The following is a 26046-nucleotide window of genomic DNA, read 5'->3' on the forward strand; positions in this document are numbered from 1 at the left end:
GTGCCGACGCTATCCCCCATCACCCGACGCCGACTCAGCGTATTTCGTCACCAGCGCCGCGCCTGGTGGTCGCTGTGGGTCTTTGGACTACTGTTCGTCCTGAGCCTTGGCGCGGAGCTGGTAGCCAATGACAAGCCGTTGCTGGTGAAGTACCAGCAGGAATGGTATTTCCCGCTGGCCGTGGATTACCCCGACACCGCCTTTGGTGGCTTCCTGCCTACCCCCGCCGACTATCGCGATGCGTTTACCCTGGACGCCATCGAGGCGGACGGCTGGATCCTGTGGGCCCCCATCCCCTACTCCTATGACACCCTGGATATGGCGCTGACCCACCCTGCCCCCTCGCCGCCCGATGCCCGCCACTGGCTAGGCACCGATGACCAGGGGCGGGACGTGCTGGCTCGCGTCATCTATGGCTTCCGCCTGTCGGTCATCTTTGCCCTGGTGCTGACCCTGGGCTCCCTGGTGCTGGGGGTGCTGGCAGGCGGGGTCCAGGGCTACTTTGGAGGCAAGGTCGACCTGGTAGGCCAGCGCCTGACCGAAATCTGGTCCGGGCTGCCCGTGCTGTTCCTGTTGATCATCCTGGCGAGCCTGGTCGAACCGAACCTGTGGTGGCTGCTGGGGATCATGCTGCTGTTCTCGTGGCTCGGCCTGGTGGACATCGTGCGAGCGGAATTCCTGCGTGCGCGCAATCTCGAATATGTCCGGGCCGCAAAGGCCATGGGGCTACCGTCGCATCTGATCATGTGGCGACATGTCCTGCCCAATGCCATGGTCGCCACCCTGACCTTCATCCCGTTCCTGTTCACCGGTGCCATCACCACCCTGACAGCACTGGATTTCCTGGGCTTTGGCTTACCACCGGGCTCCCCTTCCCTGGGCGAGCTGGTCGCGCAAGGTAAGAACAATCTCCAGGCTCCCTGGCTTGGCATTACCGCCTTTCTGACGCTCGCCATCATGCTGTCATTGCTGGTGTTTATCGGTGAGGGCATCCGTGATGCCTTCGATCCCCGCCACGTGCCCTCCTCGACAAGCAGCGGAACAGCCCAAGGAAGCGAGACATGAGCAGCGATACGCTACTGACCCTAGATCGCCTCAGCATCGACTTCGACGGACATAATGTCGTCAATGAGCTGTCCCTGGAGGTCAGGCGCGGGGAAACCCTGGCGCTGGTCGGGGAGTCTGGCTCGGGCAAGTCGGTCAGCGCACTCGGCGCCTTCAATCTGCTCTCCGACAATGCCAGCGTCTCTGGGGGCCGCTTCCTCGAGCAGACCGATCTCAGCAGGCTTACACGGGCGCAATGGCAAGGCCTGCTTGGCAACAGAGTCGGCTTCGTCTTTCAGGAGCCGATGACGTCACTCAATCCGCTGCACACGATTGGTCGCCAGCTGGCCGAAACCTTGAGATTGCACCAGGGCATCAAGGGACGTGCGGCACGTGCTCGCTGTCATCAACTACTCGAACAGGTACAGCTGCCCCGTGCGGAAGAGCTACTCGACGCCTGGCCCCATCAACTCTCCGGGGGGCAGCGCCAACGGGTGATGATCGCCATGGCCATCGCCAACGAGCCACAGCTGTTGATTGCCGATGAGCCTACCACGGCGCTGGATGTCACCGTGCAGCAGGATGTCCTTACACTGTTGGCTGAGCTTCGCGATCGCCATGGCATGGGCATGCTGTTCATTACCCATGACTTGAATCTGGTGAAACGCCACGCCGATCGCGTCTGTGTCATGCACCGAGGCGTGGCCCAGGAAACCGGCGATGTCGACGAGGTCTTCAGCGCTCCCCGTAGCCAACATGCAAGAGAACTGCTGGAGGCAGAGCCCGCGGGACAGCCTGCCCCCACCGCAGCAGATGCCAGCCTGCTGATGCGTGCAAAAGGGCTCAGCGTTACCTTCGAGCGCCCGCGGCGGCTGCTGCAACGGGCGCGGCCAGGATTTCAGGCGGTAGCGCCGCTGGACCTCGAAATTGCCGAGGGTGAAACCCTGGGCATCGTTGGCGAGTCGGGTTCGGGCAAGACCACTCTGGCGAGCGCCCTGCTAAGGCTTACCCGCAGTAGCGGGTCCATCCAGTTCGATGACCAGCGGCTTGATCAGCTGAGCGGCAACGCCCTGCGCAAGCAGCGTCGCCAGCTGCAGATGGTGTTTCAGGACCCCTATGGTTCCCTGTCACCCCGCATGCCGGTGGCCGACATCGTCAGTGAGGGGCTGCGCTACCATCACCCCGAGCTTTCCCCGACAGAAGTTGCCGAGCGGGTTCGCCGAACGCTACGGGAGGTCGAACTGCCACAAGACGTAGCGCGACGTTACCCCCATGAATTCTCGGGAGGCCAGCGCCAGCGCATCGCCGTGGCCAGAGCCATCATCCTTGAGCCTCGTCTCATCGTGCTGGATGAACCCACGTCGGCGCTGGACCGAACCGTTCAGAAGCAATTGATTGATCTGTTGCGACAACTTCAGGAGCGACATGGCTTGAGCTACCTGTTCATCAGTCATGACCTGGCAGTAGTGCGAGCCATGGCGCATCGCGTCATGGTACTGAAGGAGGGAAAGGTGGTCGAAGAAGGCCCTTGTGCCGACATTCTCTCCCGCCCGAGCAGTGCCTATACTCGTGCCCTGGTGGACGCCGCCGGACTCTCAACGGGTTACGACCCCAAGTAACGAGCGTCAGGAACGGCCGACGGTAACGAACGTCAGTAACGGACGGTAACGAGCGTCAGCTACGAGCGTCAGTAACGAGCGACAATGACGGCCGGCACTCGCTTGCCATGATGTCGCCGTACCACCCCACGGGTGCCGTTCAACGGTGATAGCGGAGTGCCCTGCTCCATCCTGGGATAGACCGCAGCATCATCGCTTGCTGTAACGGTCGACTTGCCAACGCTTGAACGGAAAAGCTCCGTTACGTTTGCTGCCACGAAACAAGATAACGGTATAAAAAGCTAGAAGCGTAAAAAAGCGTTAATGGGAATGTCAGCCTCATCAAGTGAACCAGAGGATACCTCGTTCTATACTGGCCGGATCAGCCGTTACAGGTCCTGCCATGCGCCGCCTTTGTCTTGTTCTCCTCTTCGCCGTCGGGTGGCTCGCCAGTGGGCAGGCACTCAGCGACGCGTTGGCGCTCAATAGCCAATGGGAATACCGTTGGGGCGACTCTCCTCGAGACAGCAGCGGACGCCTCGTCTGGCTAGATGAAGCTGACACCTCCTGGCAGCCCCTGTCGGGTGTCGGTAATCCGCCGGGGCGCGGCCACAACAACAGCCTCTGGATTCGCCATCAGTTACCTGACGGTGCCTGGCATCAGCCGGTCCTGTTTATCTCGAGCTTGAACCTGGTGGGGGAAGCCTACGTCGACGGCTTGCAGATCTATCGCCATGGCTCACTGGAGGGCGGAGCCGCCGGGGAATTCGCCGGCTGGACCTGGCACGTCATCGACCTGCCGACTCCCGTCGCTGACAAGATGCTGTATCTCAGAATCAAGTCGACCTACAAGGATATCGGCCTGTGGGGCAAGGTGGTGGTGATGGAGAGGGCCGATGTTCTCCCTACCATCCTGTCGGAGACACGTGGGGAGATCATCATCGCCCTCAGCTGTCTGATCCTTGCTCTGCTCGCGCTGATCCTGATCCTGACGCAACCCGAGCGCTGGCGCCTTGGCAGTATCGGGCTATTCTCGCTGGCGGCGGGCTCCATGGTGCTGGCGGAAAGTGATGCCAGCCAGTTGCTGCTATTTGCGCCGCTGGCGTGGGATTATGTGGCCGCCTTGGCCTACTTCTCGTTGCCAATCGCCATGGCGCTGATCCTGGAGCACTGGTTCCCGCAGATCCCGCGCAGGGGCCTTCGCCGACTGTGGCTGTGTCTCGTCGGCTATGCAGCCGGAGCACCCGCACTGGCCATGCTGGACATCGTCACCCTGCCCACCACGTTTCCGGTCTTCGATATCCTCCTGCTGGCCGCCCTCGCCTACATGTCACGCTGGCTGTTCAGGTACCGCAGGACCTTCGATGGCAACCAGCGCCTGATCGTCGCCAGCTATGCCATCTTCAGCATGGTCACCGTTATCGATATGGTCGTGGCCCACGGTTTTGTGTCCTGGGTGAGCGTTCCTGTGCACCTTGGTGCACTGGCCTTCATTTTCGCCATGGTGGTCATCGCGGCACGCCACTACGCACGCTCGCAGCGCAAGCTGGAGCACCTCAACAACCAGCTGGAGCAAGAGGTCACGGCACGCACCCGACAGCTCGAGACCTACGCCGAGCGTGAGCGTCAGCGAGCCAGGTTGCTCGCCAACGAGCACAGCAAGACGCATCGTCTTGCCAACTTGATCGACTCGCTGCAAGCCTGCACGTCCCTTGAGCAGGCGCTCGACCTTACCCAACGGGCCATGCCGGACATCCTTGCCCCCATGAGCGGGGCTTTCTATCGGCCCCAGGACGAACCCGACACCATGCACCTCGAGCTATTCTGGCCCACCAGCCACTGTCCTCCGGCGTGTCTGGATGGCTCGACTATTCCACCGCTGGAGGCACGTGGGGACGACGATCTGCCGGACTTCGAGGACCTGCTTCAGCAAATGCGCAGCGAACGCACCGTGCCGGTGAACGGGACCTCCGTTGATGAGCTGCCACGCTGGACCTTTCCCCTGGATGTCACCGGTCCGGGACGACAGCCCCGTCGCCTCGGCGTGATCTGTGTGATACCCCAGGGCCCTCTCGTGCGTCGACCACAATACTGGGATCGCACCTATCACTTTATCGAGCTTGGGGTGAGCCGACTGGCGCTGGTGCTGTCGAGCATCGCCTTGCAGGAGGAGCTGTCGGCCCTGTCCTACCGGGATGACCTGACCGGGCTCAATAACCGGCGCTACTTCGAGGAGCTATTCGCCCACGAGAGCGCCATATCACTACGTAAGCAAAGTCCGCTGGCGGTGGTTATCCTGGATATCGACCACTTCAAGAAGTTTAACGACCAGCATGGCCATGCCGCGGGCGATAGCGTGCTGGAAGGAGTCGGCAGGATGCTCGCCAACAGCTTCCGTGACATTGACGTGGTGTGCCGGTTTGGCGGGGAAGAATTCGTGGTACTGCTGCCCGGGGCGGCCGCGGAAGATGCTCAACACCGGATGCGCCGAATGTGTGAGGCACTGGCCAGCGCCAGCTTCCGTCATGAAGGAAACAGCCTGGGCACGGTGTCCGTCTCCTGTGGCATTGCCAGCTTTCCTGCCACCACCCAGGATCCCCATGAACTACTGGAACTCGCCGACAAGGCCCTGTACCAGGCGAAGAACGCGGGGCGAGCCAGAATCACTCTGGCCACCCCTCAGTGAGAGCGCTCCCAGCTTTAACAGCCCTTAAAACAGGGCTCGCTCCGCGTCAGTCAGCTCACGCCATTCACCCGGAGCGAGCTCAGGATCCAGCGTCAGTGCTCCAATAGCGTGACGATGTAACGCTTCGACGTGGTTGCCGATCGCGGCGAACATACGGCGGACCTGGTGGTAGCGTCCTTCGACAATGGTCAGTTCGACCTGGCGCGGGCCATGGCATACCAGAGTGGCAGGACGCGTGGGAAGCTCCTCCCCATCCAGCAGCACCCCTTCGGCAAACTGCTCGATCGCTTGCTCGGGATCTTCCAGGTCTCGTGCCAAGGTCACCTGGTAGCGCTTGCCACTGCGGTGACGCGGGGAGGTGATGCGGTGGGACCACTGGCCGTCATCACTCAATAACAATAGCCCGGTGGTGTCAACATCCAGTCGCCCCACCGGCTGGAGCCGTTCTGCCTTGGGTAGATCAATGGCGTCCACCGCTCGCGGGTACAGGCCTCTCCTGGCCGTACACTCTACGCCAACAGGCTTGTGCATCATGATGTAGCGCAACCCCACTAGCGCCAGCGGCTGGCCTTGCCAACTGACGCTGTCATCCTGCGCTAACTGGCGCGCGGCCTTCTTCTCTACTTCCCCGTTCACCGTGACCTCCTCGCGCATCAGCGCACGCTTGGCAAGGCTGCGAGTGAGATCGGTGGTTTCGCTGAGAAAACGGTCAAGGCGCATCAGTAGGTCTCATGGTCAAGGGTAAAATCGTCGGCATCTTGCCATGCCGGGAACTTCTCGCGAAAGGCCGACAGCGCTTCCCTGTCGAGCACACCGGTCCGGACGAAGGCTCGATCACGGGGCTCATCGATCAGCGCATCTCCCTTGGCATCAATCAGCATCGAATCTCCGGCATAGCTTAACCCCTTGGCGTCCTCGCCCACACGATTGACCCCGATCACCGCAGCCAGGTTTTCCACCGCCCGCGCCTGCAGCAGTACGCGCCATGGGTGACGCCGCGGTGCTGGCCAGTTGGCCACACACAGCAGGGCATCATATTCGAAAGGTGCACCTTGGGTTGCCTGCTGCCGCAACCAGACCGGGAATCGCAGGTCGTAGCAGACGCTCAGCAAGATACGAAATCCGTTGAGCTCAACGATGACCCGCTCACGGCCCATGTCATAGCGCTCATGTTCGCCCGCCATACGGAACAGATGCCGCTTGTCATACCAGTGCAGGCCACCATCGGGTTGCGCCCATATCAGGCGATTGAGATAACGCCCTTCATCCACTATTGCGACGCTGCCGGTCATCACACAGTCACGCTGCTTGGCCTGTTCACGCAGCCACTGGACCACCTCGCTGGTTGCCATGGGCTGTGCCATGTCGCGGGAATTCATGGTAAACCCGGTGGCGAACATCTCGGGAAGCACAATCATGTCGGTTTCCCGGCCACCCAGATCGGCCAAGGTGTCTTCGAGCATCCGGCAATTGCTGGAGGGGTCTTCCCAGCGCAGGTCGCACTGAACCAGAGTGGTACGCAGCTGTGACATGGTGATCTCGTCAGTGAAGTTCGTCTGCCTAGACTAAACGACATCGCCGCCGAGACCAAAGCCACCATGCCGCCGACAAGAGTGTGCTAATGTGGCTGGCCGATGCACGCCCTGCATCGATCCCTATCCTGTGTTATGGACGCTCTTTCGATGAAAGGACTCTCCCCCGCTACCGGATCACTCCAGGGTGTCGGTTTTGCGCTTCTCGCCTACGGCATGTGGGGCACCTTCCCCCTGTTCTTCGCCTTGTTCGATGGGGTCAGCGCGCTGGAGATCCTGGCCCATCGCGTGATCTGGTCGTGCCTGTTCCTGGCCCTGGTCATTACCCTGCTAAAGCGCTGGGGGGCCATCGCCCGACTGCGCCACGCGCCGCGCCAGTGGCTGCCAGCGATGGCCTGCGCGCTGTTGATCGGGCTTAACTGGGGGCTTTACATCTACTCGGTCGAGACACATCGGGTCCTCCAGGCCAGCCTGGGCTATTTCATGACGCCGCTGGTCAATGTGATGCTCGGGGTACTGGTCCTGAAAGAGCGGATCACGCTGGTCCAGGGCGTCGCCATCGCCCTGGCCGTGGCCGCCATCTCACTTCAGCTGTTCCAGTTGGGGTCGTTGCCCTGGCTGAGCCTGAGTCTTGCCGCCTCGTTTGGCACCTATGGCTTGCTGCGCAAGCAGCTGGCCTTTGATGGCCTGTCGGGGCTGTTTCTCGAGACCCTGCTGCTGCTGCCGTTGGCGCTGCTGCTGCTGCCGCTGCAGCCAAGCCACTTCATCCCTGAGCTCATTGCGGCTCCCCCCTACACGACTGCCTTGCTGGTCGCCTCCGGTGTGTTGACCGCCCTACCCTTGCTGGCGTTTGCCGGGGCGGCGAGACGGCTGACCCTGAGCACCCTGGGCTTCTTGATGTACCTGAACCCAACGCTTCAGTTCCTGATTGCGCTATGGGTGTTCCATGAACCCATCGTGCCGGCGCAGCTGACGACTTTCGCGTTAATCTGGATCGCACTATTGCTCTACTCGTGCTCAAGCCTGTTTCAGCCCCGTCGATCCACCAGGTAGGCTAGCCTGTTGACCGACGAGGGACGCTGCAGGCAGGTGCCGTACACGTCTGCCACTTCCCCCAATTCCATTGGCGGAGCAAAGAAGTATCCCTGACCTTCCTGGACGCCTAGCATCACCAGCCAACTGGCATCTTCAATGGTCTCGACACCCTCGGCCACCACGCACAATTCCATGCGGTGACAAAGCCCGACCAGGGCCGCATAGGCCTGACGGGCTTGATCGAAGCGACGTGCGGCATGCAGCAAGGAGTAGTCCAGCTTGATCGACGTCAACGGCAGTCGCTGCAACAAGTTGAACGCGGTGTAGCCTGAGCCAAAGTCGTCCAAGGCGATGCCAATGCCACGCTCCCGTAGCGCCAGCATCTGACGCTGCACCTGCTCGACATCGTCGACATTTTCATGTTCCACCAACTCAAGCTCCAGACATTCGGGTGCAATCCCGCGTAGCGCCAGCTGCTGTGACACGTAGTCAGGGAAGTCTTCAGCCAGCAGGCTGCTGAGATGCACGTTGACGGAGACACAGTGCAACCACTCCGTCGGGGCCACCAATGAAGCGAGCCAGTCCAGCGCTTGCTTGATCACCCAGCGGTCGAATCGCTCGGCCAAGCCCAGCATCAAAATGACCGGCAAGAAGTCCGCTGGTGGTATGTCTCCGGCCTCGGGGTGTCGCCACCGAATCAGCATCTCGACCCCCACCAGGGAGCGGTTGGGCGGGGCCAGTTTGGGTTGAGCCACCAGCCGCCACTGGGTGTCGGGTTCTTCGATCAAGACACCGACCTGGCGGCACAGCCAGCGTAGATGGGTTTCCTGGTAGGGACCAGCGGCCACCACCCGCAGTATCGGGCGCACCCAGCCTTCTGCTTCCAACCGTTGCATGCCCTCATCGAGGGCGCTCAGGCAGGCGTTCAGGTTACTGATATGCGCAGGCACCAGGGTCACACAGGCATACCAATGCAACACCTTTTCATTCGCCGCCTGCTGTCGCTTGCACACCAGCGCCAGATAGCTATCGAGCTGTGACTCAACGTCCGGACCGTGAACGTGTGCAGGTATGGCACCGATGATGCGCTCATCCTTTCCGATATACAGGCGCCAGCCCTTGGGCAGGTGCGCAGAAAGAGCATCCAGACTGGAACGTAACAGTGCCTCGAGACACATGTTGCCCAGGCGCCGCCGATAGCGGATCACTTCTGGCGCAGCGAGCAGGAATAGCCATTCGATCTCTGCACAGCGAGGGCCTTGATAGTCTGATTCGAGGGCCATCCGCGTGGGCAGCTGGAAACGATCATCCACCATCAGGCGGCGACGTCGCCTGAGCGATGAAAAGCGAGACAGCAGCAGCATGACCGCCACCAGCAGGCCGGTCAGGGTGACCGCCACCATTCCCACGACCGCCTGCTGATAGCCGCGGGTCAGCTGTTCCAGACGCCCCCTGACACCGACCCATTGAAAGGCGACATGTTCCTTACCATCGAACAGCTGATACCAGCGTGCATGGATAAGATAGCGCTGTGCCATGATCGAGGAGCTGGCGGGCACCAGCTCAAACGCTGGCGTCAGCGCGACTTCCACCGCCGCGTGGGCCAGGAACTCGATATCAAGGATGGCGCCACCGGCGCACCCCACCGCCATCTGAAAGGCAAAATGGCAGAACACGGGTACCTTCTGTCGGGCCAGCGCCTCAAGCCGCTCCGCCGTGCTGCCCGGCCCTTCGTTCCAACCGGAGTCACGCCCGCCCTGCATGTAAAGCCGTGTCCCGGGCGGACTGCGCGCAAGCCGCTCAAGGACGACCTCGGGCGTCCAGCCGTGGATGACATCCACCAGCTGGACATCGCGCACACTGCCGACCACCTCGGTCATGTCATCAATGACGTTGTAGGCGTGCTCCGTATTTTCCCCCAGCAAGATCAGGTGCAATGGCGCGCCAAAGGTATCCACCAACATGTTCAGGGACTGGGCCATGACGGGATAGGACTTCAAGGACTTGACGCCTGCAGCTTCGGCTTCGACCCTGAGCAGGTCATCGTTCAAACCCAATGCCACCACCTTTTCGGGCCATGGTAGAGCGTCTCTATAGCGAAGATAGAAGGCCATGGCCGGGTCATCGGTGAGAATCAGACTCCCCCTGGGATCCAGACTGGCCTGCTGCAGTCTCGCTAACAGCGCTTCATCGGCCAGGTGCCCGGGCAGACGCAGCGCATCAAGATACTCCACCTGGAACCGGCCGGCCGTCGCCGTCTCGTGAGCAAAGCGTGCTTCCACGCTGGCCACGATATCGTCGTTCCAGCGATACCCCTGATGATAGGACGTCAACAGCAGCAGCGAGGCGTCACCCGCGGCCTCATTGGCGCGTGACGGGGCAGGACTTACCGCCAGCAGCAACCCGGCCGCCCACAGGATGACCAACAGCATGATCCGACGTCGCCCTGGTCGCGTCATTGCTGAGGTGACTGACATGGAGACAAACTCCGTTAGTCCACTGCAAGCAGCAGAGCGGCCTGCTTAGAGCCGGTCCATCGACAGGATCAGCGAGAGAGGGGCTAGCCACACAAGACCTATCCACACAAGACGGCTCGTGGTGCCCTGTGATGAGCTTAGGGCCCACGACCACCAATCTCGCACTCTCATCCGAGGTAACGCTGATCATCAAAGGGGATAGCCGTCAGCCGAAAGGCCAAGGGTGACGCCGTCATTCGCATCAGACTTTGACGTCGTACCCACAACTGCGCACCATCTGAGCTCACTCAGGAGTCTTGCCTACCATGCCCCTACCCCATTTACTGCTGGTCGGTGCCGGCCACGCGCACCTTTATCTGCTGAGACAGAACGCGCTGCTGAAGCGTTTTCGCATCACCTTGGTGGACCCAGGTGGGTTTTGGTATTCAGGTCTCGCCAGCGGGGTGCTGGCCGGCGACCACAGGCCTTCGGAAGACCGTATCGACCCCGCGCTGCTTTGCCGCCAGAACGGTGTGGACGTCATACGTGCCAGGCTCGTGGCACTTGACCATGAGCAACAGCGAGGAATGATGAGCAATGGCTCCTGGCTATCCTTTGACTACCTCAGCCTTAACCTGGGCTCGGCCCCTCTCGCTCCTCTGCCAGTGCATTCGACGACGAAAGGTTCACCTCACTATTGGCCAGTCAAGCCGATACCGCGGCTGTTGCAGTGTCGGCGCAGCCTGGAGCGACGCTTTCATCATCTGCCTCTGAGCCTTCACGTGCTCGGCGCTGGCGCCAGCGGCATTGAAGTCGCCTGCGCGACCAGGGCGCTAGCCCGCCGGCACGGGGTAGCCGACATGGCGCTGCCCATTCACCTGCACCATCGCAGTAACGGCCCCCTGGCACAGGCGTCCGCGGGCGCACAGCGCTATGTCCGTGACTGTCTCGATCGGCGCGCCATCACGCTGCGGGTCCATCCCCGCGCAGAGACGACCTCACTGCCCCCGCTGGTCGATGACGAGGCCAGCGATATCATCGATGCCAGGGGCCTCGCTCCGCCCCAGAACCTGGCCCATCTGGGTCTCCCCACTCTAGCGGGACGCGGCATCGCGGTAGCGGCTGACCTGAGGATCGACGGCAGCACCACCCAGTTCGCCGCGGGCGACTGCGCCGCCATCATCGACCAGCCGCTGCCACGTCTTGGGGTGCACGGCGTGCGACAAGGACCCATTCTCGCGCACAACCTGCTGGCCAGCCTCGCCGAGGAGCCACTCAAGCGTTACCATCCCCCAAAGCGGGCACTATCGATCATCAACCTGTGCCATGGCGAGGCCTTGGCTCTCTACGGGTCATACTGGTGGGGCGGACGACTCGCCAGTCGCTGGAAGCGGCATCTGGACATGGGGTTCATGCGGCGGACCAGGTCCCCGGCGTGACCTATAGCCATGGCCGATGAGGGTCGATCAGACAAGTCGCTACGCCGCCACTTCACCAAGACCAGGACGTCAATCTGCCCATGCTCAAGCGCTACATTCCTATCCTGGCCTGGCTGCCACACTATTCGCCGCGACTGTGTGGGAGCGACCTCCTGGCAGGGGTCATCGTCACTGTCATGGTGATTCCCCAGTCACTCGCCTATGCCATCTTGGCTGGACTTCCCGCGGTCGTCGGACTCTACGCCAGCCTGCTGCCGGCGGTGGCCTACGCCATGCTCGGCACCAGTCGCTCTCTCGCCGTTGGCCCGGTCGCCATCATCGCTCTGATGACGGGGGCGGCGCTGTCCAATGTGGCAACCCAGGGGACATCTGCGTATGTCGAAGCCGCCTTGGTCCTGGCCCTGCTGTCCGGTCTCATGCTCACGCTGATGGGCTTTCTGCGCCTTGGCTTCTTCGCTAATTTCCTGAGCCACCCGGTCATTGGAGGGTTTCTGTCGGCGTCTGGCTTGCTGATCGCGATCAGCCAGCTGTCGCACTTGCTCGGCATTGATGCAGGCGGCTACACCGCATTGGCGCTGATCACCCATCAGGTACAGCAGTTGGATCACATCAACTGGCCGACCCTGGCGGTAGGCGCCTCGACCCTGCTGTCGCTATGGCTGATGCGCGGATACGGCGTGGCCGCCCTGACCGCGCTGCGGCTACCTGAGGGCCTGGCCAGGTTACTGGTCAAGGCGGGTCCGGTGGTGGCGGTGGTAGTGACGACGCTCCTCAGCTGGCAGCTCGACCTGGCCCGTTACGGGGTCGCCACCGTAGGTCAGATCCCCGCTGGCCTACCCTCCCTCGCCATGCCGAACATCGATCTGCCGCTATGGCACGCGTTGCTGGTACCCGCCATGCTGATCAGCGTGGTGGGCTTCGTCGAATCGATCTCCATGGCCCAGATGCTGGCCGCCAAACGCCGTGAGCGTATCGCACCCAACCAGGAATTGATCGGCCTGGGAGCAGCCAATCTGGCCGCTGCCTTCAGTGCGGGCATGCCGGTCACGGGAGGTCTGTCACGCACGGTCATCAACCAGGAGTCCGGTGCCCGCACGCCCATGGCTGGCCTGTTTGCGGCGCTTGGCATTGGCACGGTGACCCTGGCATTGACGCCGCTGCTCGAGCACCTGCCGATTGCAACGCTTGCCGCGACCATCACCGTGGCGATTCTCACTTTGGTAGATATCCCTCTGCTGCGACAGACCTGGCGCTACTCACGCAGCGACTTTTCAGCGTTGGCGGTGACCATGCTGCTGACCCTGGTGGAAGGTGTCGAGGCCGGCATCATCGCGGGGGTCAGCCTGTCCATCGCCTTGTTCCTGTATCGCACCAGCAAGCCCCATAGCGCTATCGTGGGGCGCATCCCCGGCAGCGAGCACTTCCGCTCGGTCACCCGTCACGAGGTCGAGACTGTCAGTCACCTGGCGCTGTTTCGCGTCGATGAGAGCCTGTACTTCGCCAACGCACGTTATCTGGAGGACACGCTCTACTCGCTGGTGACCCAACGCCCGGAGCTCAGCGATGTCGTGCTGATCTGTTCCGCCGTCAACCTGATCGACGCTTCCGCGCTGGAGAGCCTTGACGCCATCAACGCCAGACTCAAGGACTCACGGGTCACGCTGCACCTGGCCGAGGTCAAGGGGCCGGTCATGGACCGTCTGAAGCATTCCGACTTCCTCGATGCCCTGACCGGGCGAGTGTTTCTCAGCACCTTTGCGGCCTGGTCCGAACTGCGGCGCCCGCGAGACTGAGACACTCTGAACCAGCCCCCTGAACGACACCCGGGCCAATGCCTAACCCGTCGGCACACCCAAGGCCTTAGGCGAATGTCGAGCGCTGCGCCATTCAGGTAAGATGGCGGCGTGATACATGGACGGGCCACGAGATGGAAGACTCACCCAAGCAGAACCTCGCCATCAGCGCCTACCGCTGGCTGAAGCAAGACATTATTCGGGGCACCTTCGCGCCCGGGGAAAAACTCCTCATGGCGGGACTCAAGGAGCGTTATGAGCTGGGCGTCGGTCCCTTGCGGGAAGCGCTCTCCCAATTGGTCGCTGATCGCCTGGTGGTGGCGATCAGCCAGCGCGGCTATCGCGTAGCCCCCATGTCCCTGGCGGAGCTGGCAGATCTCTACGACGCCCGTGCCCAACTTGAGGGACTGATGCTCGAACTGGCCATTCAGCGTGGCGATGATCGCTGGGAAGCCAATATCATTGCCACCGCCCATACCCTGGCCAAGGTGGAAAGCGTCAGCTCCTCTGATGAGCTGCTGGATCTGTGGGACAAGCGCCACAAGGCGTACCACAGTGCCATTGTGGCCGGCTGCAACTCACCTCACCTGATGCAGGTGCGCGAAGCACTGTTCGACCAGGTAGAGCGCTATCGACACCTGTGGCTGCGCGAGACCGTTTTCTCGAGCCAGGCCCTGGCCGCCAAACGCGATGAGCACGCAGCACTGACCGAGGCAGTGCTGTCACGACACACGCAGAAAGCGCGACAGATGATGCGGGACCATTTGATGACCCCGGTACCCATCATCACCGACGTGATGGCCAAACGTGGACTGAGCTGAACCCTGACTCCCCCCGACTGGGCCGGCGCTGTTACCTCGGAGGTGAGGAAGACAGCGGCGGCTGCAAGGTCCATCATCGCTAGGGACGCGCTGCGTGCATCAGCTGAGCGGCGAAAGGCGCCCGCAGCGCAGAATCCGGAGCCTAGGCGGTAGAGATGGGGAGTTCGAGCAGCGCGTAACGCAGCGAATCGGCGGTGCAGGCATTCATTGTTTCCTTAGGGCTTGTCACCGCAGTGTCATCGGGTAATCCTATGCTTTCCATGAACATGTATGACGCTTGCGTCGCCACCGGAGAGACATCATGCCCCACTTACTGAGATTTTCACGGGAGCTGGAGGCTCGCCTGGACCTACTGGCAGAGCGCACGGGCATGACCAAGGCGGCTCTGATCGAGCGTCTGGTCAGCGAGGGTGCCGAGGTACTTGAGGCAGAGCTGGCACAGCACGGCGCCGGCAGCGAGCGCGCCGAACGCTCCATTGATCAACTGCTGCGAGAAAGCGGGCTAGGCGCCTGACCTTTCGCCAGCGTCGTCCTTTCCCGGGACTCTTGCGCTCGCGCCAGAGCGGCACGGGGGTCTCGGGGATAGTAGCGTTCGGGCTGACGGGCCACATGGGGGAAGAACCGGGTATCCTTGTACGGCATCTTCATGAATCCTGAGATGCCCAACCCTTCTATCAGTTTCACCGCATCCACAATATCTTCCAGACAGTCCCTGAACTGCTGCTCTCTCGACGGATCCAGCAATCGGTAGTGATGATGAATTTTCAGGTGTGAAGGCAGCACCTCGAAGATGATCATTCCGGTGTGATGAATATCATTGAGCGCCTGCAGCGAACTGATGATGGCGTCGGGTAACACCAGTAGCTCTTCAGGATCGGGACCATCTTCAAAGTAGCTGTGCAGGCGAGAGCGATCCTCCAGCTCAGGGACGGCACTGACCTCGTAGGACAGGGCAAGCCCCGGGTCCACCACGAAAGGATGTTCGGGAGAGCTGCGTTCCAGATGCAAGGTGTCTCTTGCGTTGAACAGACAGCTTTTAAAGATGCCCCGGCGGTGTATCGCGCGCGCCAGCGTGACCATGTTGTTGACGGCGGCCACGAACGCCACTTTCACCTGCGGGTCATGTACGTTCAGCGACGAGTCGATGTAGACGCCATCCGCTTCCCAACGAACGGCGAGTCCTCCCACGACAGGGTATTTGCCCAGCCGGCTGACCGCTGCCAGAAACGCCTTCTCTGTCTCCCCCATGCCCTGCATGAAATTACGGTAGTAGCGGTCAAGCTGGACGTCGTTGACGTCGGCCAAGGTCTCCTCGACCCCCTCTTCCCGCAGAAAGGCCTTGCGTGAGCTGTAGACCACCGTGTCAATCTCCCGTCGGGCGGGACGACTCCACACCGGCACCAGCGGTGATTCCTGTGGCAAAGGGAGCTCCAGCATGACCAGGCGTCCCATCCGCGGCATCTCGGCGATAAAGTGATCACCCGCCTTGAGCCTGACCTCTGGGTCAGGGTCGAGCATGCCATCCAGGGTCCTGGCAAACTCCATCGGAAGACCCAACGAGGTCGCCGGAATAGCGCGATGACCAAACCGGCAGGATTGTGCGGACGCCAGCGCATACAGGGTCCCGGCGGCGCCCTGCTCGTCAAATCGCGGCGATGACAGGGCACCTCCCAGCTGCTCTTCACCGATGAAGTAGACGTCGCCTAGACGGGCATTGGTCTGCTGCAGGTTGTCTGACATCAGTTCCATCACATTGGCGCTGACAAACTGGCGTCGGGCATCCAGCTGAGCAAAGACCGAAGAGCCCCAGTCGATCAGCGCCACCGTCTCGTCGCGGGCATCGAAGACCAGGTTGGAGGGTTTGATATCGCCATGCACGACTGGCCGCCGTGGCGCCCCCGCGGGAGATGTCTCCCGTCGCAGCTCACGCAGGATATCGGCCAGCTGAGTGGCAATCCGTATCACCAGACGCGGCGACAGGCGCCCATGTTGCAGCGAGACTTCTTCGAGATTGATACCTGGTGCACGTTCCATCACCAGGATGGGCTGATGACGCACCCGCTGATAGGCCACCAGGGCAGGCACTCGGGGATGGACCACCTGCTCAAGCATGAAGGCTTCTTCCTCCAGCCTGTCCTGCAGGTGCTGGGGCAAGGTTACCCGGGTGAACTTGAAGACGTAGTGGTGCTGTTCGGCGCTGATGCCGGCGAAGACAAACCCGTAGGCCCCCTTGCCGATCAGCTCGATCTGTCGATAGCCCAGCTGCTCCAGCTGCTGCTGACACAGCGCGACCCATTCCTTCAGCTTGCGTGCATCGTCCTGACTCAACAGGTAGATGGACTGATCTTCCGGAATGTAGAACTGCTGCAACGGTGCTGGGGCCATGGTGCTTCCTCCACCCTACCCCAGGCGCCAGACGCGCCTCACGCCTGGCCCCAGGTAGCCTACAGTGAACCTGATCAGGCCAGGTGCAGCAACATGCTTTCAGGGTCTTCAAGATACCCCTTCCAGGCGTTGCAGAAGCGTGCAATGGTGCCACCGTCAAGCAGGCGATGGTCGCCCGCCCAGGTCGCCGTCATGATGGCGCGCCGCGTCACATTACCCGCGGCATCAAAACGCGGTAGCCACTGGGTCTTGCCGATGGCAACAATCGCAGACTCGGGTACGTTGATGATAGGCGCCGCATAGGTGCCCCCGATCGCGCCAATGTTGGAGATACTGATGGTCCCGCCCTTGAGATCTGACGCGGACACGCGCCCTTCCCGCGCCGCGGAGGTAAGTCGCTGTACCTCACCGGCAATCTCGAGCAGCGTCAGGCGTTCACAGCCCTTGATGTTCGGTACCATCAAGCCGGCCTTGCCATCTACCGCCATGCCCACATTGCACTGGCTGGGGTAAAGAATCTGGGTGACCTGATCATCAAGTCTCGCCTGCACAATCGGGTAGTCCTTCAATGCCAGCGCCAGCGCCTTGATGAAGAATGGCATCACTGTCAGCCGTATCTCTTGCTTCTCCGCGACAGGTTTCAACCTCTCACGCAGCGCCAGAAGCTCGGTGACATCGATCTCCTCCCCATACTGAAAATGGGGAACCGTGCTGGCCGCCGTGACCATCTGCTTTGCCATGGCTGCACGCACGCCGCGCAATGGCTCGCTGCGCTCCACCGCCGACGACTCAGAGCGGTCCGCTTGGACGGGCTGATTCGAGGCGTCACGGTGTTGCTTGTCGTCCACCTGCTGCCCCTGCTCCAGGAAGGCCAGTACATCATGCTTGAGCACCCGACCGTCGCGACCACTGCCTGGCACCTCTTCCAGACGAAGTTGGTGCTCCCGCACCAGCCTGCGCACTGCCGGACTGGCCGGCACTCGGCCGAAGGCTCCGCGCCCAGCACCCCGCGCTTCATGAGCGCGCTGCTCGCGAGTGGCCGCGCCAGCGATGGTTGCTGATGCGCTCGATCCCTCAGCGGTGGGCCGGGACTCGGCGCTGTCAGCGGGAGCTGCCTGCGCGGCTGGCCCAGCAGGCCCTTCTTCCACGCCATCGGCAAGATACCCGAACAGCGGCGCATGTACCTTCGCCATGTCGCCCTTCTCTGCATACAGCGCCTCGACCACACCGTCCTCGGGGGCGGTGATCTCGACCATGGCCTTGTCGGTCATGACGTCGACCAGGCGCTGGTCTTCACAGATCGAGTCACCGACGGCCACGTGCCATTCGACCACCTCACATTCGACGATGCCCTCACCAATGTCCGGCAGCACAAAGTCCACCCGGCGTCTGTTCGACGCTGTGGCAGCAGGCGCAGTCTCTGCGGAGCAGGCCGCGTCCTGCTGTCCATTGAGCGCATCGCCACCCGCCTCGTCGGCATCGCCAGCAGCAGCCTCCGAGTCACCCTGATAGGCAAACAGCGGGGCATGAACACGCGCCATTTCCCCTTTTGCCACATGCAGGCGAGTGACCACGCCAGCCTCGGGAGCGGTAATCTCCACCAGCGCCTTGTCGGTCATGACCTCGACGACCGGCTGATCCTCTTCGATGCGATCGCCCTCGGCGATCTTCCACTCCATGACCTCACACTCGACGATCCCTTCGCCGATGTCAGGAAGCTTGAATTCCGTCATTTCGTGACTCTCCCGGCGCCGTCTCAGTAGTGGAGTGAGGCGGTGATGGCTTCATAGATCTTCAAGTGATCGGGCAGGTACTCTTTCTCCAGGATCAGCGGAAATGGCGTATCCAGCCCGGTCACCCGTCGAATCGGCGACTCCAGATAGAGGAAGCAGCGCTCCTGGATCGTCGCCGCAATCTCGCCGGCGAAACCACCGGTGCGAGGCGCCTCATGGGTAATCACCAGCCGGCCGGTCTTGAGCACGGATTCGACCACCGTGTCCTCATCCCAGGGAAGAATGGTGCGCAGGTCAATGACCTCACAGGAGATGCCTTCCTTCTCTGCCATCTCGACCGCACGCTCGATGACCTCCATCTGGGCGCCCCAGCCCAGCACTGTGACGTCGGCTCCCTCCTTGATTACCTCAGCCTCCCCGATAGGCAGCTGATAATCGCCTTCAGGCACGTCACCGGTCGAGGCGCGATACAGGCGCTTGGGCTCGAAGAACAGCACAGGATCCGGATCCCGGATCGCAGCCAGCAGCAGTCCCTTGGCCTCATAGGGATTACGGGGTACGACAATCTTTAACCCCGGGGTGTGGGCGAAATAAGCCTCAGGGGACTGGGAGTGATAGAGCCCGCCTGAAATGCCGCCGCCGTAGGGAGTCCGAATGGTCATCCCACCGACATTGAACAGGTCCCCTGAACGAAAGCGAAACTTGGCCGTTTCATTCACTATCTGGTCGAACGCCGGAAAGATGTAGTCGGCGAACTGGATTTCGGCCACTGGCACCGAGCCCTGGGCAGCGAGACCGTTGGCAAAGCCGATAATCCCCTGCTCGACCAGCGGGGTGTTGAAGCAGCGCGCCTTGCCGTACTTTTCCTGCAAATGACTGGTGGCACGGAAGACCCCGCCAAAGCCTCCCACGTCCTCGCCGAAGCACAACACGTTGTCGTCTTCGGCCATGGCAATGTCGAGTGCCTGGTTGATGGCCTGCAGCATGTTGATGGTAGGCATGTCAGTCTCCTCCCTGGCTGTCATCATCCTGGCCTAACGCAGGATCCAGGGAACGTGCTCCCCGGGGGTACGCATCGGGATAGCGACGGACGTGCCGCTTCAACTCATCAAGCTGACGCTGCAAGGCAGGCGTCACATCGGCATATACATCGGTGACCATCGAGTCGATGGGAGGTGGCGGCCGCTTCTCGGCGCGCTTCATGGTGTCGAGCACCTCACGCCGCAGTTCGTCCTGCAGCGCCTTCTCCTGCTCTTCGTCCCACCAGCCCTGGGCTTCGAGCCACAGCTGCATGCGACGGATAGGATCCTTGGCGCGCCAGGCGTCCTCTTCCTTGCGCGAGCGGTAGCCGGAGGGATCATCCGAAGAACTGTGGGCCGCCAGACGGTAGGTCATGGCTTCGATCAATACCGGCTTGTTGTCTTCCACCGCGATCTTTCTGGCCAGCTCGGTAGCCCGGTAGACCGCCAGCACATCATTGCCATCGACCCGGATCACATGCATGCGATAACCCAGCGCACGAGGTGCCACCCCATCGGCGGCAAACTGTTCGACGGATGGGGTAGAGATGGCATAGCCGTTATTGCGGCAAAAGAAGATGACCGGCGCTTCATGCACTGCAGCCATGTTGAGGGCTGCGTGGAAGTCGCCCTCTGACGCGGCACCCTCACCAAAATAGACAATGGTGCACAGGCCATCGCCGGCCAACTTTTGCCCATAGGCAAAACCCGTGGCTTGGGGGATCTGAGTCGCCAGCGGCGACGAGATGGTCATGTAGTGCAGCTTGCGCGACCCATAGTGGATCGGCATCTGGCGTCCCTTGCCATAGTCCAGCTCGTTACCGAACAGCTGATTCATGAACTCATCAAAACTGAACCCTCGGTACATCAGAGCGCCCTGCTCGCGGTACTGGGCCATGATCATGTCGGCGTCATCCAGGGCCGCGGCGCTGCCGATGACAGCGGCTTCTTCCCCGGTGCATTGCATGTAGAAGCTGAGGCGTCCCTGGCGCTGAGCTGCCAACATACGCTCGTCCAGAACCCGCGTGGCCAGCATGGCACGATAGATACGCAATGCCTGGTCACGCTCCAGTGCCGGGCCTTCGGCGCCGTCGTACAGGGTGCCGTCCTGAGAAAGAACGGCATAGGTCGCAATCGAGTATTCGTCGCCAGCCAGGAAGTCCGGGCTGTGCGTTTGTGCGGTCGTTGTCATCGCGCTGTTCCTTTGCCCCTTATGGGGGCAGTGTTGTCGTTATTTCTTCCCCCTACCAGGGGATCGCCCATAGTGGGGTCAACGCACGTTGTTGACGTTAACGTAAACTGATTCACGTGACTAGCCACGACTTTGGTCGAAAATCTAGGCGATAACAGCGGTCGCTAGCGTGATAGCCAGAACATCATGCTGGTAACCACCCAACCTTCAGCAATAGCTCCGGCAGCCTACGAACAGACGCACCGTCCAAATAGCCTGCAAGGCAGGCCGTCGGTGCGCCAGCGGGAGAAGAAGAACTTCGAACGGTAGGGAGACGTCTAACGAGCGTAGAGCGTCTAACGCGAGGAAAGTCGTGCGAACACGCTATCGACTGCCAACGCCAGCAGTGCGATCAACAAGGCACCCTGCACGATGTAAGCCGTATTGCCGTTCACGATGCCAGAGATGATGGGATCACCGAGGTTGCTCGAACCGACCGTGGCTCCCAGGGCTGCCGTCGCGATATTGATCGTCACGGAGGTGCGAATACCCGCCAGGATGACCGGCGCAGCCAGCGGAAGCTCCACCTGGCGTAGGATTTGGCCGCCGGTCATGCCCATCCCCCGGGCCGCCTCCAGTACCGAAGGTGAGATACCCTCGATACCGGCCAGGGTGTTACGCACGATGGGCAACAGACCGTAAAGCAACAGCGCCACCACGATGGGCAAGGTGCCAAAGCCAAGTACCGGTACCGCCAGCGCCAGCACCGCTACGGGGGGGAACGTCTGGCCCAGCGATGCCACTTGCGCGACCAGTGGCAGGAACTCTCGCCCAGCCGGGCGGGTCACGGCAATCGCGCCTAGCACGCCCAACAGCGTGGCCAACGCAGCTGCGATGGTCACCACCAACAAATGACGGCCCAGCAGGACGAGAAAGTCCACCCGAGCGTAAACCACGTCTCGGCTGTCGGGCTCAAGCCAACGAAAGACGGGTTCGAACAAGGACATGGCCAGACATCCGACCAGCAATAGCGCGCACCATACGAAAGGCATCAGCCAACGTCGTGTCAGGACATCAGTCATTGACGCGGGCTCCCACCAGGCGTCGGAAGTTAAGCTCACCGATCGGGATGTCGTCGTCATCGACAACCGCCAGCCGCTCGACTCGCCGCCACAGCATGACCGACAGTGCCTCGCGAAGCGAAGCGGTCTGATCGATGCGTTCACGAGCCACTCCACCTGCCCCAAGGGGCACCATTCGCTCGCTGACCGGCAACAGCGCAGCCTCTTTGAGACCTCGATCTTCCCCACCCAACAGCGAAGCGACAAAGTCATTGGCAGGCTCGCGCAGTAGCTGCAGCGGATGGCCCTGCTGAACGATGCGACCTTCATGCATCACCACCAGGCGATCCGCCAGCCGCAGCGCCTCATCCATATCGTGAGTCACGAAGACAATGGTCTTGCCCAGCCGCGCCTGGAGATCCCGCAGCTCCAGCTGCAGTGTCTCCCTGGTGATCGGATCCAGGGCGCCAAAGGGTTCGTCCATCAGCAGAATGTCCGGGTCCGCTGCCAATGCCCTGGCCACGCCCACTCGCTGAGCCTGTCCCCCGGACAGCTGGTCTGGATACTTGTCGGCGTAGTCGGCCATGGACAGGCCAAGCAACGACATCAACTCCTCTACCCGAGTATCGATGCGCGACTTCGGCCACTTGAGCAGACGCGGCACCAGACCAATATTGCGAGCGACCGTCCAGTGAGGAAACAGCCCAGTGCTCTGAATCGCATAGCCAATACGGCGCCTGAGCACGTCCTCGCGAAAACTGCGAATGGGCTTTTGGTCGATGTGAATCTCACCCTCGCTATGTTCAATCAATCGATTGATCATCTTCAACGTGGTCGACTTACCGCAGCCTGACGTCCCCACCAGACAGCAAAACTCACCGCCGTCTATTTTCAGCGAAACATCATCGACCGCCACGGTATGATCGAACCGCTTAGTGATATGAATGAGTTCGATCATCGTGTGACTCCCCGACCAAGACGCCGTGAAAGATTACCCAACACACCATCGGCCAGCATGGCCATGACCAGGATGGGAAGTGCTCCGAGCAGCACCAGGTCCATCGCCGCTTGCCCCAATCCCTGGAAAATAAAACGTCCAAGCCCGCCGGCACCGATCAGCGCAGCCACCGCCGTCAGGCCGATAGCCTGCACCGTGGTAATCCGCACGCCTTCGAGCAGTACCGGCAGCGCCAATGGCAAGCGCACCTGCCAGAACATCTGCCCTCGACTCATGCCCATGCCTCGTGCCGCCTCAATCACTCCACGATCGACACCCTCCAGCGCCACAAAGGTATTACGCACCATCGGCAACAGGCTATAGGTCACCAGAGCCACCAAGGCCGGCGCCCAACCGATGCCACTGATACCGAGCTGATCCAGCCACGGAAAACGCTGCGCGGCCCAGGCCAGGGGCCCTAACAGCAGTCCAAACAGGGCCAGGCTGGGAATCGTCTGCATGAAATTGAGCACCCCAAACCCGGCGCGCTGCAGCGCAGGAAGGCGACGCATCAACAGGGCCAGTGCAGCGCCCAATGCCAGGCTAAGCGCCACCGTCGCCCCGACCAGCAACAGGTGTTCCCCCACCGCTAGCCAGAAGTCGTCCGCCCGCCCCCGATACTCCTGCCACAGAGCCAGACGATCGAGACCAAGAGGAAGACATAGCGCGGTGACAACCAGCGGTACGCAGAGGCAAGCAATGTACAACCCTGCAGGCCAGCGCTGGCGAGTCCTCAGATCCAACAGCGCCAGCAACAGCACGAACAGCGTGCACCAGGATCCTGCCCCGATGCCCAAGCGCGCCTGTGGCAGCTGCGGGTCGACAAGTTGATGAACGCACAGCACTAGCCATAACGGCAGGCCCAACAGTGCCAGCAGGACGAGTCCCAGTGAACGCCATCCAGGATCGGGCTGGCGAGCGACCCAGCCCGCCAAGGCCATGGGAAGACTCGCCAGCACAGCCATCGCCGGCCCCGCCACTTGCCAGGCATAGACAGCGTCACCCGGGACGATGCGGTTGGGAGCGCTGCTGGCCACCGGCAAGCTCCACCACGCGAGCAGGCCCAGCGCCATCAACGTCAGCAACACGATATTGCCGCCACGGCGGCTTGCCACTGTCGTGATAATGGATCAGTCCTCGAGGGTCGCCAGATAATCTGCTGCCACCTTCGCAGGATCGAGGCCATTGACGGCCACATCCCCATTCAGGCGCTGCAAGGTTTCCAGGCTGAGCGACTCGAATACGGGTGCCAGAGCTGCGGCGATCTCAGGGTGGTTATCCAGGGCGGCACGCCGAATCACCGGAGCTGGCTGATACACCGGCTGCACCCCCTTGGTGTCCGTCATCACGACCAGGTCCAGCGCCTGCAGGCCCCCATCGGTGCCATAGGTCATCGCTGAATTGACACCGCTGGTCTGTTGCGCCGCAGCCCGCATGGTGGCAGCGGTATTACCACCGGAAAGCACCAGCAGGTCGTCATCGTCGAGGGAGAATCCGTAGGCCGCTTCGAAGGCAGGCAGGGCGAAGGCAGATTCAACGAAGTCGGTACTGGCGGCCAGCTTGTAGTCGCCGCCGTCATTGATAAAGCTCGCCATGTCCTCCAGGGTCTCGAGTCCGTTGTCCCTGGCGACGTCGCCGCGCACGCTGATCGCATAGGTATTGTTGGCCGACGCGGGGGTAAGCCATTCCAGGCCCAACTCGGCATCCTTGGCCTTCACCGTATCGTAGGCCTGCTGCGCATCGTGCCACACGGGGCTGTCGGTCATGTCATGAAAGAAGGCGCCATTGCCGGTGTATTCCGGGTAAATGTCGATCTCGCCATTGAGCAGCGCCTCACGCACGATGCTGGTGCCGCCTAGCTGCAGTCGATCCTCGACCTCGAGGCCTGCCGCCGACAGACGCTGCAGGATCATCTGGCCAAGAACGGACCCTTCGGTATCAATCTTGGACGACACCACCAGAGCATCATCTGCGTAGGTCTGCGTGGCCACGGCAGAGCTCAACATCGTGGCCACCACTGCGGCCGACACTAAGGGACGCTTCATTATTCTCACCTGATTCCATGTGAATGTATGCTGAAGTATATGGAGATGACCCAACGCCTGCAGGACGTTCTGCCAACGTGAGTCCACCATGCCACCACGCCAGACCGCAAGCGCCAATCGGCCGGGACACACGCCCCGCCAATCCTCAACGCCGCATTCCCCTCAGTCGGGTGCGGTCAGCTCGCTGACGCCGACCGGCCGTGATCTGGCCTGGTTGCTGGAAGCACCAGACCTGGTGCGCTCACGCTGGGGTGGCCGCCCGACCCTTGACGAGCTGGGCCTTCACACCCGCAAAGCCCGCCACCAGCTGCTGTTGCAGGCACTTGACCCGCTGCCCATTGCGACCACGGACACCCACTTGGGGTCATTACCTCGGCTTGGACAATATCATGAAGCGCTTTGGCAGTTTTTGCTGGCCACGGCACCGGGCACCGAACTGGTGGCACACAATGTGCCTATTCGAGAGGACCGCCGGACCCTTGGCGAGCTGGACCTGCTCTACCGTGATACCGCCGGCGGCCTGATCCATCTGGAGGTCGCCATCAAGTATTTTCTCGGCCTGCCAGAAGGGCCAGGCCGCCAGGATGACACCAGCAGATGGATCGGCCCCGGGGGGCTCGACAGCCTGGCCCTGAAGCTGACCCACCTGGAGCGTCATCAACTTGCGCTACTGTCCACACCACACCGGCGACAGCTGTTGAATGAAGCACTGGCGAGCAGCAAGGGACGTTCAGGCGGTGCTACGAACCCAACCCCCGTCGAGGACACCATCAAGGCCCGTCTGGCCATGCCAGGCGTGCTTTTTTACCCATGGCAGCATCACATGCCGCCTCCTCGACAGGCGAACGATCATGTTCTCGAGGGTATCTGGTGTCATTGGCGTCACTGGGGCGAGCTATGCCGCCAGCATGACACGCTGCGCTTCGGCGCATGCCTGACCAAGCCCCATTGGTTAGCGCCACCTCCACCGACACAATGGATGCCGCGCAGCACCCTGAGTCGATCCCTGGCCGCCCACTTCGCCACCTACGCCTTTCCCGTGCAGGTCATGCTGTGTGATGACCCTGCTCGTGTGGAGCAGGACATTCTTGCCATCGATGGCGGCGGGCAAGCTGCCTACAAAAACGCGCCGTCCGCGTTGAGCGGACGACGCATCTTTGTGGTCGACGACAGCTGGCCTCACCAGGTACCACTACCACCGCGAAGCCCGGTCTGACGCCATTGTCGCCAG

Annotated in this window: 20 protein-coding genes; 9 read left to right on the top strand and 11 right to left on the bottom strand. The window is 61.7% G+C overall.

The features are described from left to right. The 3 genes from JF545_RS03630 to JF545_RS03640 all read left to right on the top strand — a co-directional run bounded on the left by JF545_RS03630 (position 1) and on the right by JF545_RS03640 (position 5328). Positions 1-1065, top strand: coding sequence for an ABC transporter permease (locus JF545_RS03630; RefSeq protein ID WP_431606254.1), 1065 nt, complete (start codon positions 1-3; stop codon positions 1063-1065). Next, the gene (locus JF545_RS03635) at positions 1062-2663 is read left to right on the top strand and encodes an ABC transporter ATP-binding protein (protein ID WP_206938976.1); all 1602 of its coding nucleotides are present in this window, start codon (positions 1062-1064) and stop codon (positions 2661-2663) included. The genes JF545_RS03630 and JF545_RS03635 overlap by 4 nt, the downstream gene beginning before the upstream one ends. A 382-nt stretch (positions 2664-3045) precedes the next feature. Next, a complete protein-coding gene (locus JF545_RS03640; protein WP_206938984.1) occupies positions 3046-5328 on the top strand; it encodes a sensor domain-containing diguanylate cyclase in 2283 nt (760 codons plus the stop codon). A 24-nt stretch (positions 5329-5352) separates the two neighbouring features. Here JF545_RS03640 and JF545_RS03645 read toward each other — a convergent pair whose 3' ends face one another. After that, entirely contained in the window at positions 5353-6048 is a 696-nt protein-coding gene (locus JF545_RS03645; RefSeq protein WP_206938990.1) for a pseudouridine synthase, read from the bottom strand. Continuing rightward, positions 6048-6860, bottom strand: a complete 813-nt coding sequence (locus JF545_RS03650) for an amidohydrolase (protein ID WP_206938995.1) — start codon at positions 6858-6860, stop codon at positions 6048-6050. The genes JF545_RS03645 and JF545_RS03650 overlap by 1 nt, the downstream gene beginning before the upstream one ends. A 150-nt stretch (positions 6861-7010) precedes the next feature. On the opposite strand from JF545_RS03650, the gene rarD reads away from it, so the two are divergent. Next, positions 7011-7913: an EamA family transporter RarD gene (gene rarD, locus JF545_RS03655; protein WP_206938997.1), complete on the top strand. Its 903-nt coding sequence runs from the start codon at positions 7011-7013 to the stop codon at positions 7911-7913. Here the strand turns inward: rarD and JF545_RS03660 are convergent. Beyond that, complete coding sequence (locus JF545_RS03660) at positions 7889-10372, bottom strand: EAL domain-containing protein (RefSeq protein WP_206938999.1); 2484 nt, start codon at positions 10370-10372, stop codon at positions 7889-7891. The two genes, rarD and JF545_RS03660, sit on opposite strands and share 25 nt — an antisense overlap. Before the next feature lie 305 nt (positions 10373-10677). On the opposite strand from JF545_RS03660, the gene JF545_RS03665 reads away from it, so the two are divergent. The 4 genes from JF545_RS03665 to JF545_RS03680 all read left to right on the top strand — a co-directional run bounded on the left by JF545_RS03665 (position 10678) and on the right by JF545_RS03680 (position 14918). Further along, complete coding sequence (locus JF545_RS03665) at positions 10678-11790, top strand: NAD(P)/FAD-dependent oxidoreductase (RefSeq protein ID WP_206939002.1); 1113 nt, start codon at positions 10678-10680, stop codon at positions 11788-11790. An 80-nt stretch (positions 11791-11870) separates the two neighbouring features. Continuing rightward, on the top strand, positions 11871-13583 hold the full coding sequence (locus JF545_RS03670) for a SulP family inorganic anion transporter (RefSeq protein ID WP_206939003.1): 1713 nt from the start codon (positions 11871-11873) through the stop codon (positions 13581-13583). Positions 13584-13717: 134 nt separating this feature from the next. Next, positions 13718-14404, top strand: coding sequence for a DNA-binding transcriptional regulator CsiR (gene csiR / locus JF545_RS03675; protein ID WP_206939004.1), 687 nt, complete (start codon positions 13718-13720; stop codon positions 14402-14404). A 301-nt stretch (positions 14405-14705) separates the two neighbouring features. Next, entirely contained in the window at positions 14706-14918 is a 213-nt protein-coding gene (locus JF545_RS03680; protein ID WP_206939008.1) for a ribbon-helix-helix protein, CopG family, read from the top strand. Here JF545_RS03680 and JF545_RS03685 read toward each other — a convergent pair. The 8 genes from JF545_RS03685 to osmF all read right to left on the bottom strand — a co-directional run bounded on the left by JF545_RS03685 (position 14885) and on the right by osmF (position 24815). Then, positions 14885-16789, bottom strand: coding sequence for a protein kinase domain-containing protein (locus tag JF545_RS03685; protein WP_206939017.1), 1905 nt, complete (start codon positions 16787-16789; stop codon positions 14885-14887). The genes JF545_RS03680 and JF545_RS03685 overlap by 34 nt on opposite strands. A gap of 74 nt (positions 16790-16863) precedes the next feature. Next, a complete protein-coding gene (locus tag JF545_RS03690) occupies positions 16864-18522 on the bottom strand; it encodes a dihydrolipoyllysine-residue acetyltransferase (RefSeq protein ID WP_206939019.1) in 1659 nt (552 codons plus the stop codon). A 23-nt stretch (positions 18523-18545) separates the two neighbouring features. Beyond that, positions 18546-19523, bottom strand: coding sequence for an alpha-ketoacid dehydrogenase subunit beta (locus JF545_RS03695; protein ID WP_206939020.1), 978 nt, complete (start codon positions 19521-19523; stop codon positions 18546-18548). A gap of 1 nt (position 19524) precedes the next feature. Then, complete coding sequence (locus JF545_RS03700; RefSeq protein WP_206939022.1) at positions 19525-20733, bottom strand: thiamine pyrophosphate-dependent dehydrogenase E1 component subunit alpha; 1209 nt, start codon at positions 20731-20733, stop codon at positions 19525-19527. Positions 20734-21068: 335 nt separating this feature from the next. Continuing rightward, positions 21069-21794 (bottom strand): ABC transporter permease, encoded by a 726-nt coding sequence (locus tag JF545_RS03705; RefSeq protein ID WP_206939025.1) that lies wholly within the window; start codon positions 21792-21794, stop codon positions 21069-21071. Further along, positions 21787-22731 carry an ABC transporter ATP-binding protein gene (locus JF545_RS03710; RefSeq protein WP_206939027.1) on the bottom strand — a complete coding sequence of 315 codons (945 nt, stop codon included), beginning with the start codon at positions 22729-22731 and terminating at the stop codon, positions 21787-21789. Before JF545_RS03710 ends, JF545_RS03705 begins: the two co-directional genes overlap by 8 nt. Further along, on the bottom strand, positions 22728-23858 hold the full coding sequence (locus JF545_RS03715; protein ID WP_347401303.1) for an ABC transporter permease: 1131 nt from the start codon (positions 23856-23858) through the stop codon (positions 22728-22730). The genes JF545_RS03710 and JF545_RS03715 overlap by 4 nt, the downstream gene beginning before the upstream one ends. A 42-nt stretch (positions 23859-23900) precedes the next feature. Beyond that, positions 23901-24815: a glycine betaine ABC transporter substrate-binding protein OsmF gene (osmF, locus tag JF545_RS03720; protein WP_206939029.1), complete on the bottom strand. Its 915-nt coding sequence runs from the start codon at positions 24813-24815 to the stop codon at positions 23901-23903. 88 nt (positions 24816-24903) lie between these two features. Between osmF and JF545_RS03725 the strand changes: the two genes are divergently transcribed. Further along, a complete protein-coding gene (locus JF545_RS03725) occupies positions 24904-26031 on the top strand; it encodes a DUF1853 family protein (RefSeq protein ID WP_206939031.1) in 1128 nt (375 codons plus the stop codon). The last annotated feature ends 15 nt before the right edge of the window (positions 26032-26046 follow it).

The organism is Halomonas litopenaei (genome assembly GCF_017303055.1).
GTDB classification, from domain to species: Bacteria; Pseudomonadota; Gammaproteobacteria; order Pseudomonadales; family Halomonadaceae; genus Halomonas; species Halomonas litopenaei_A.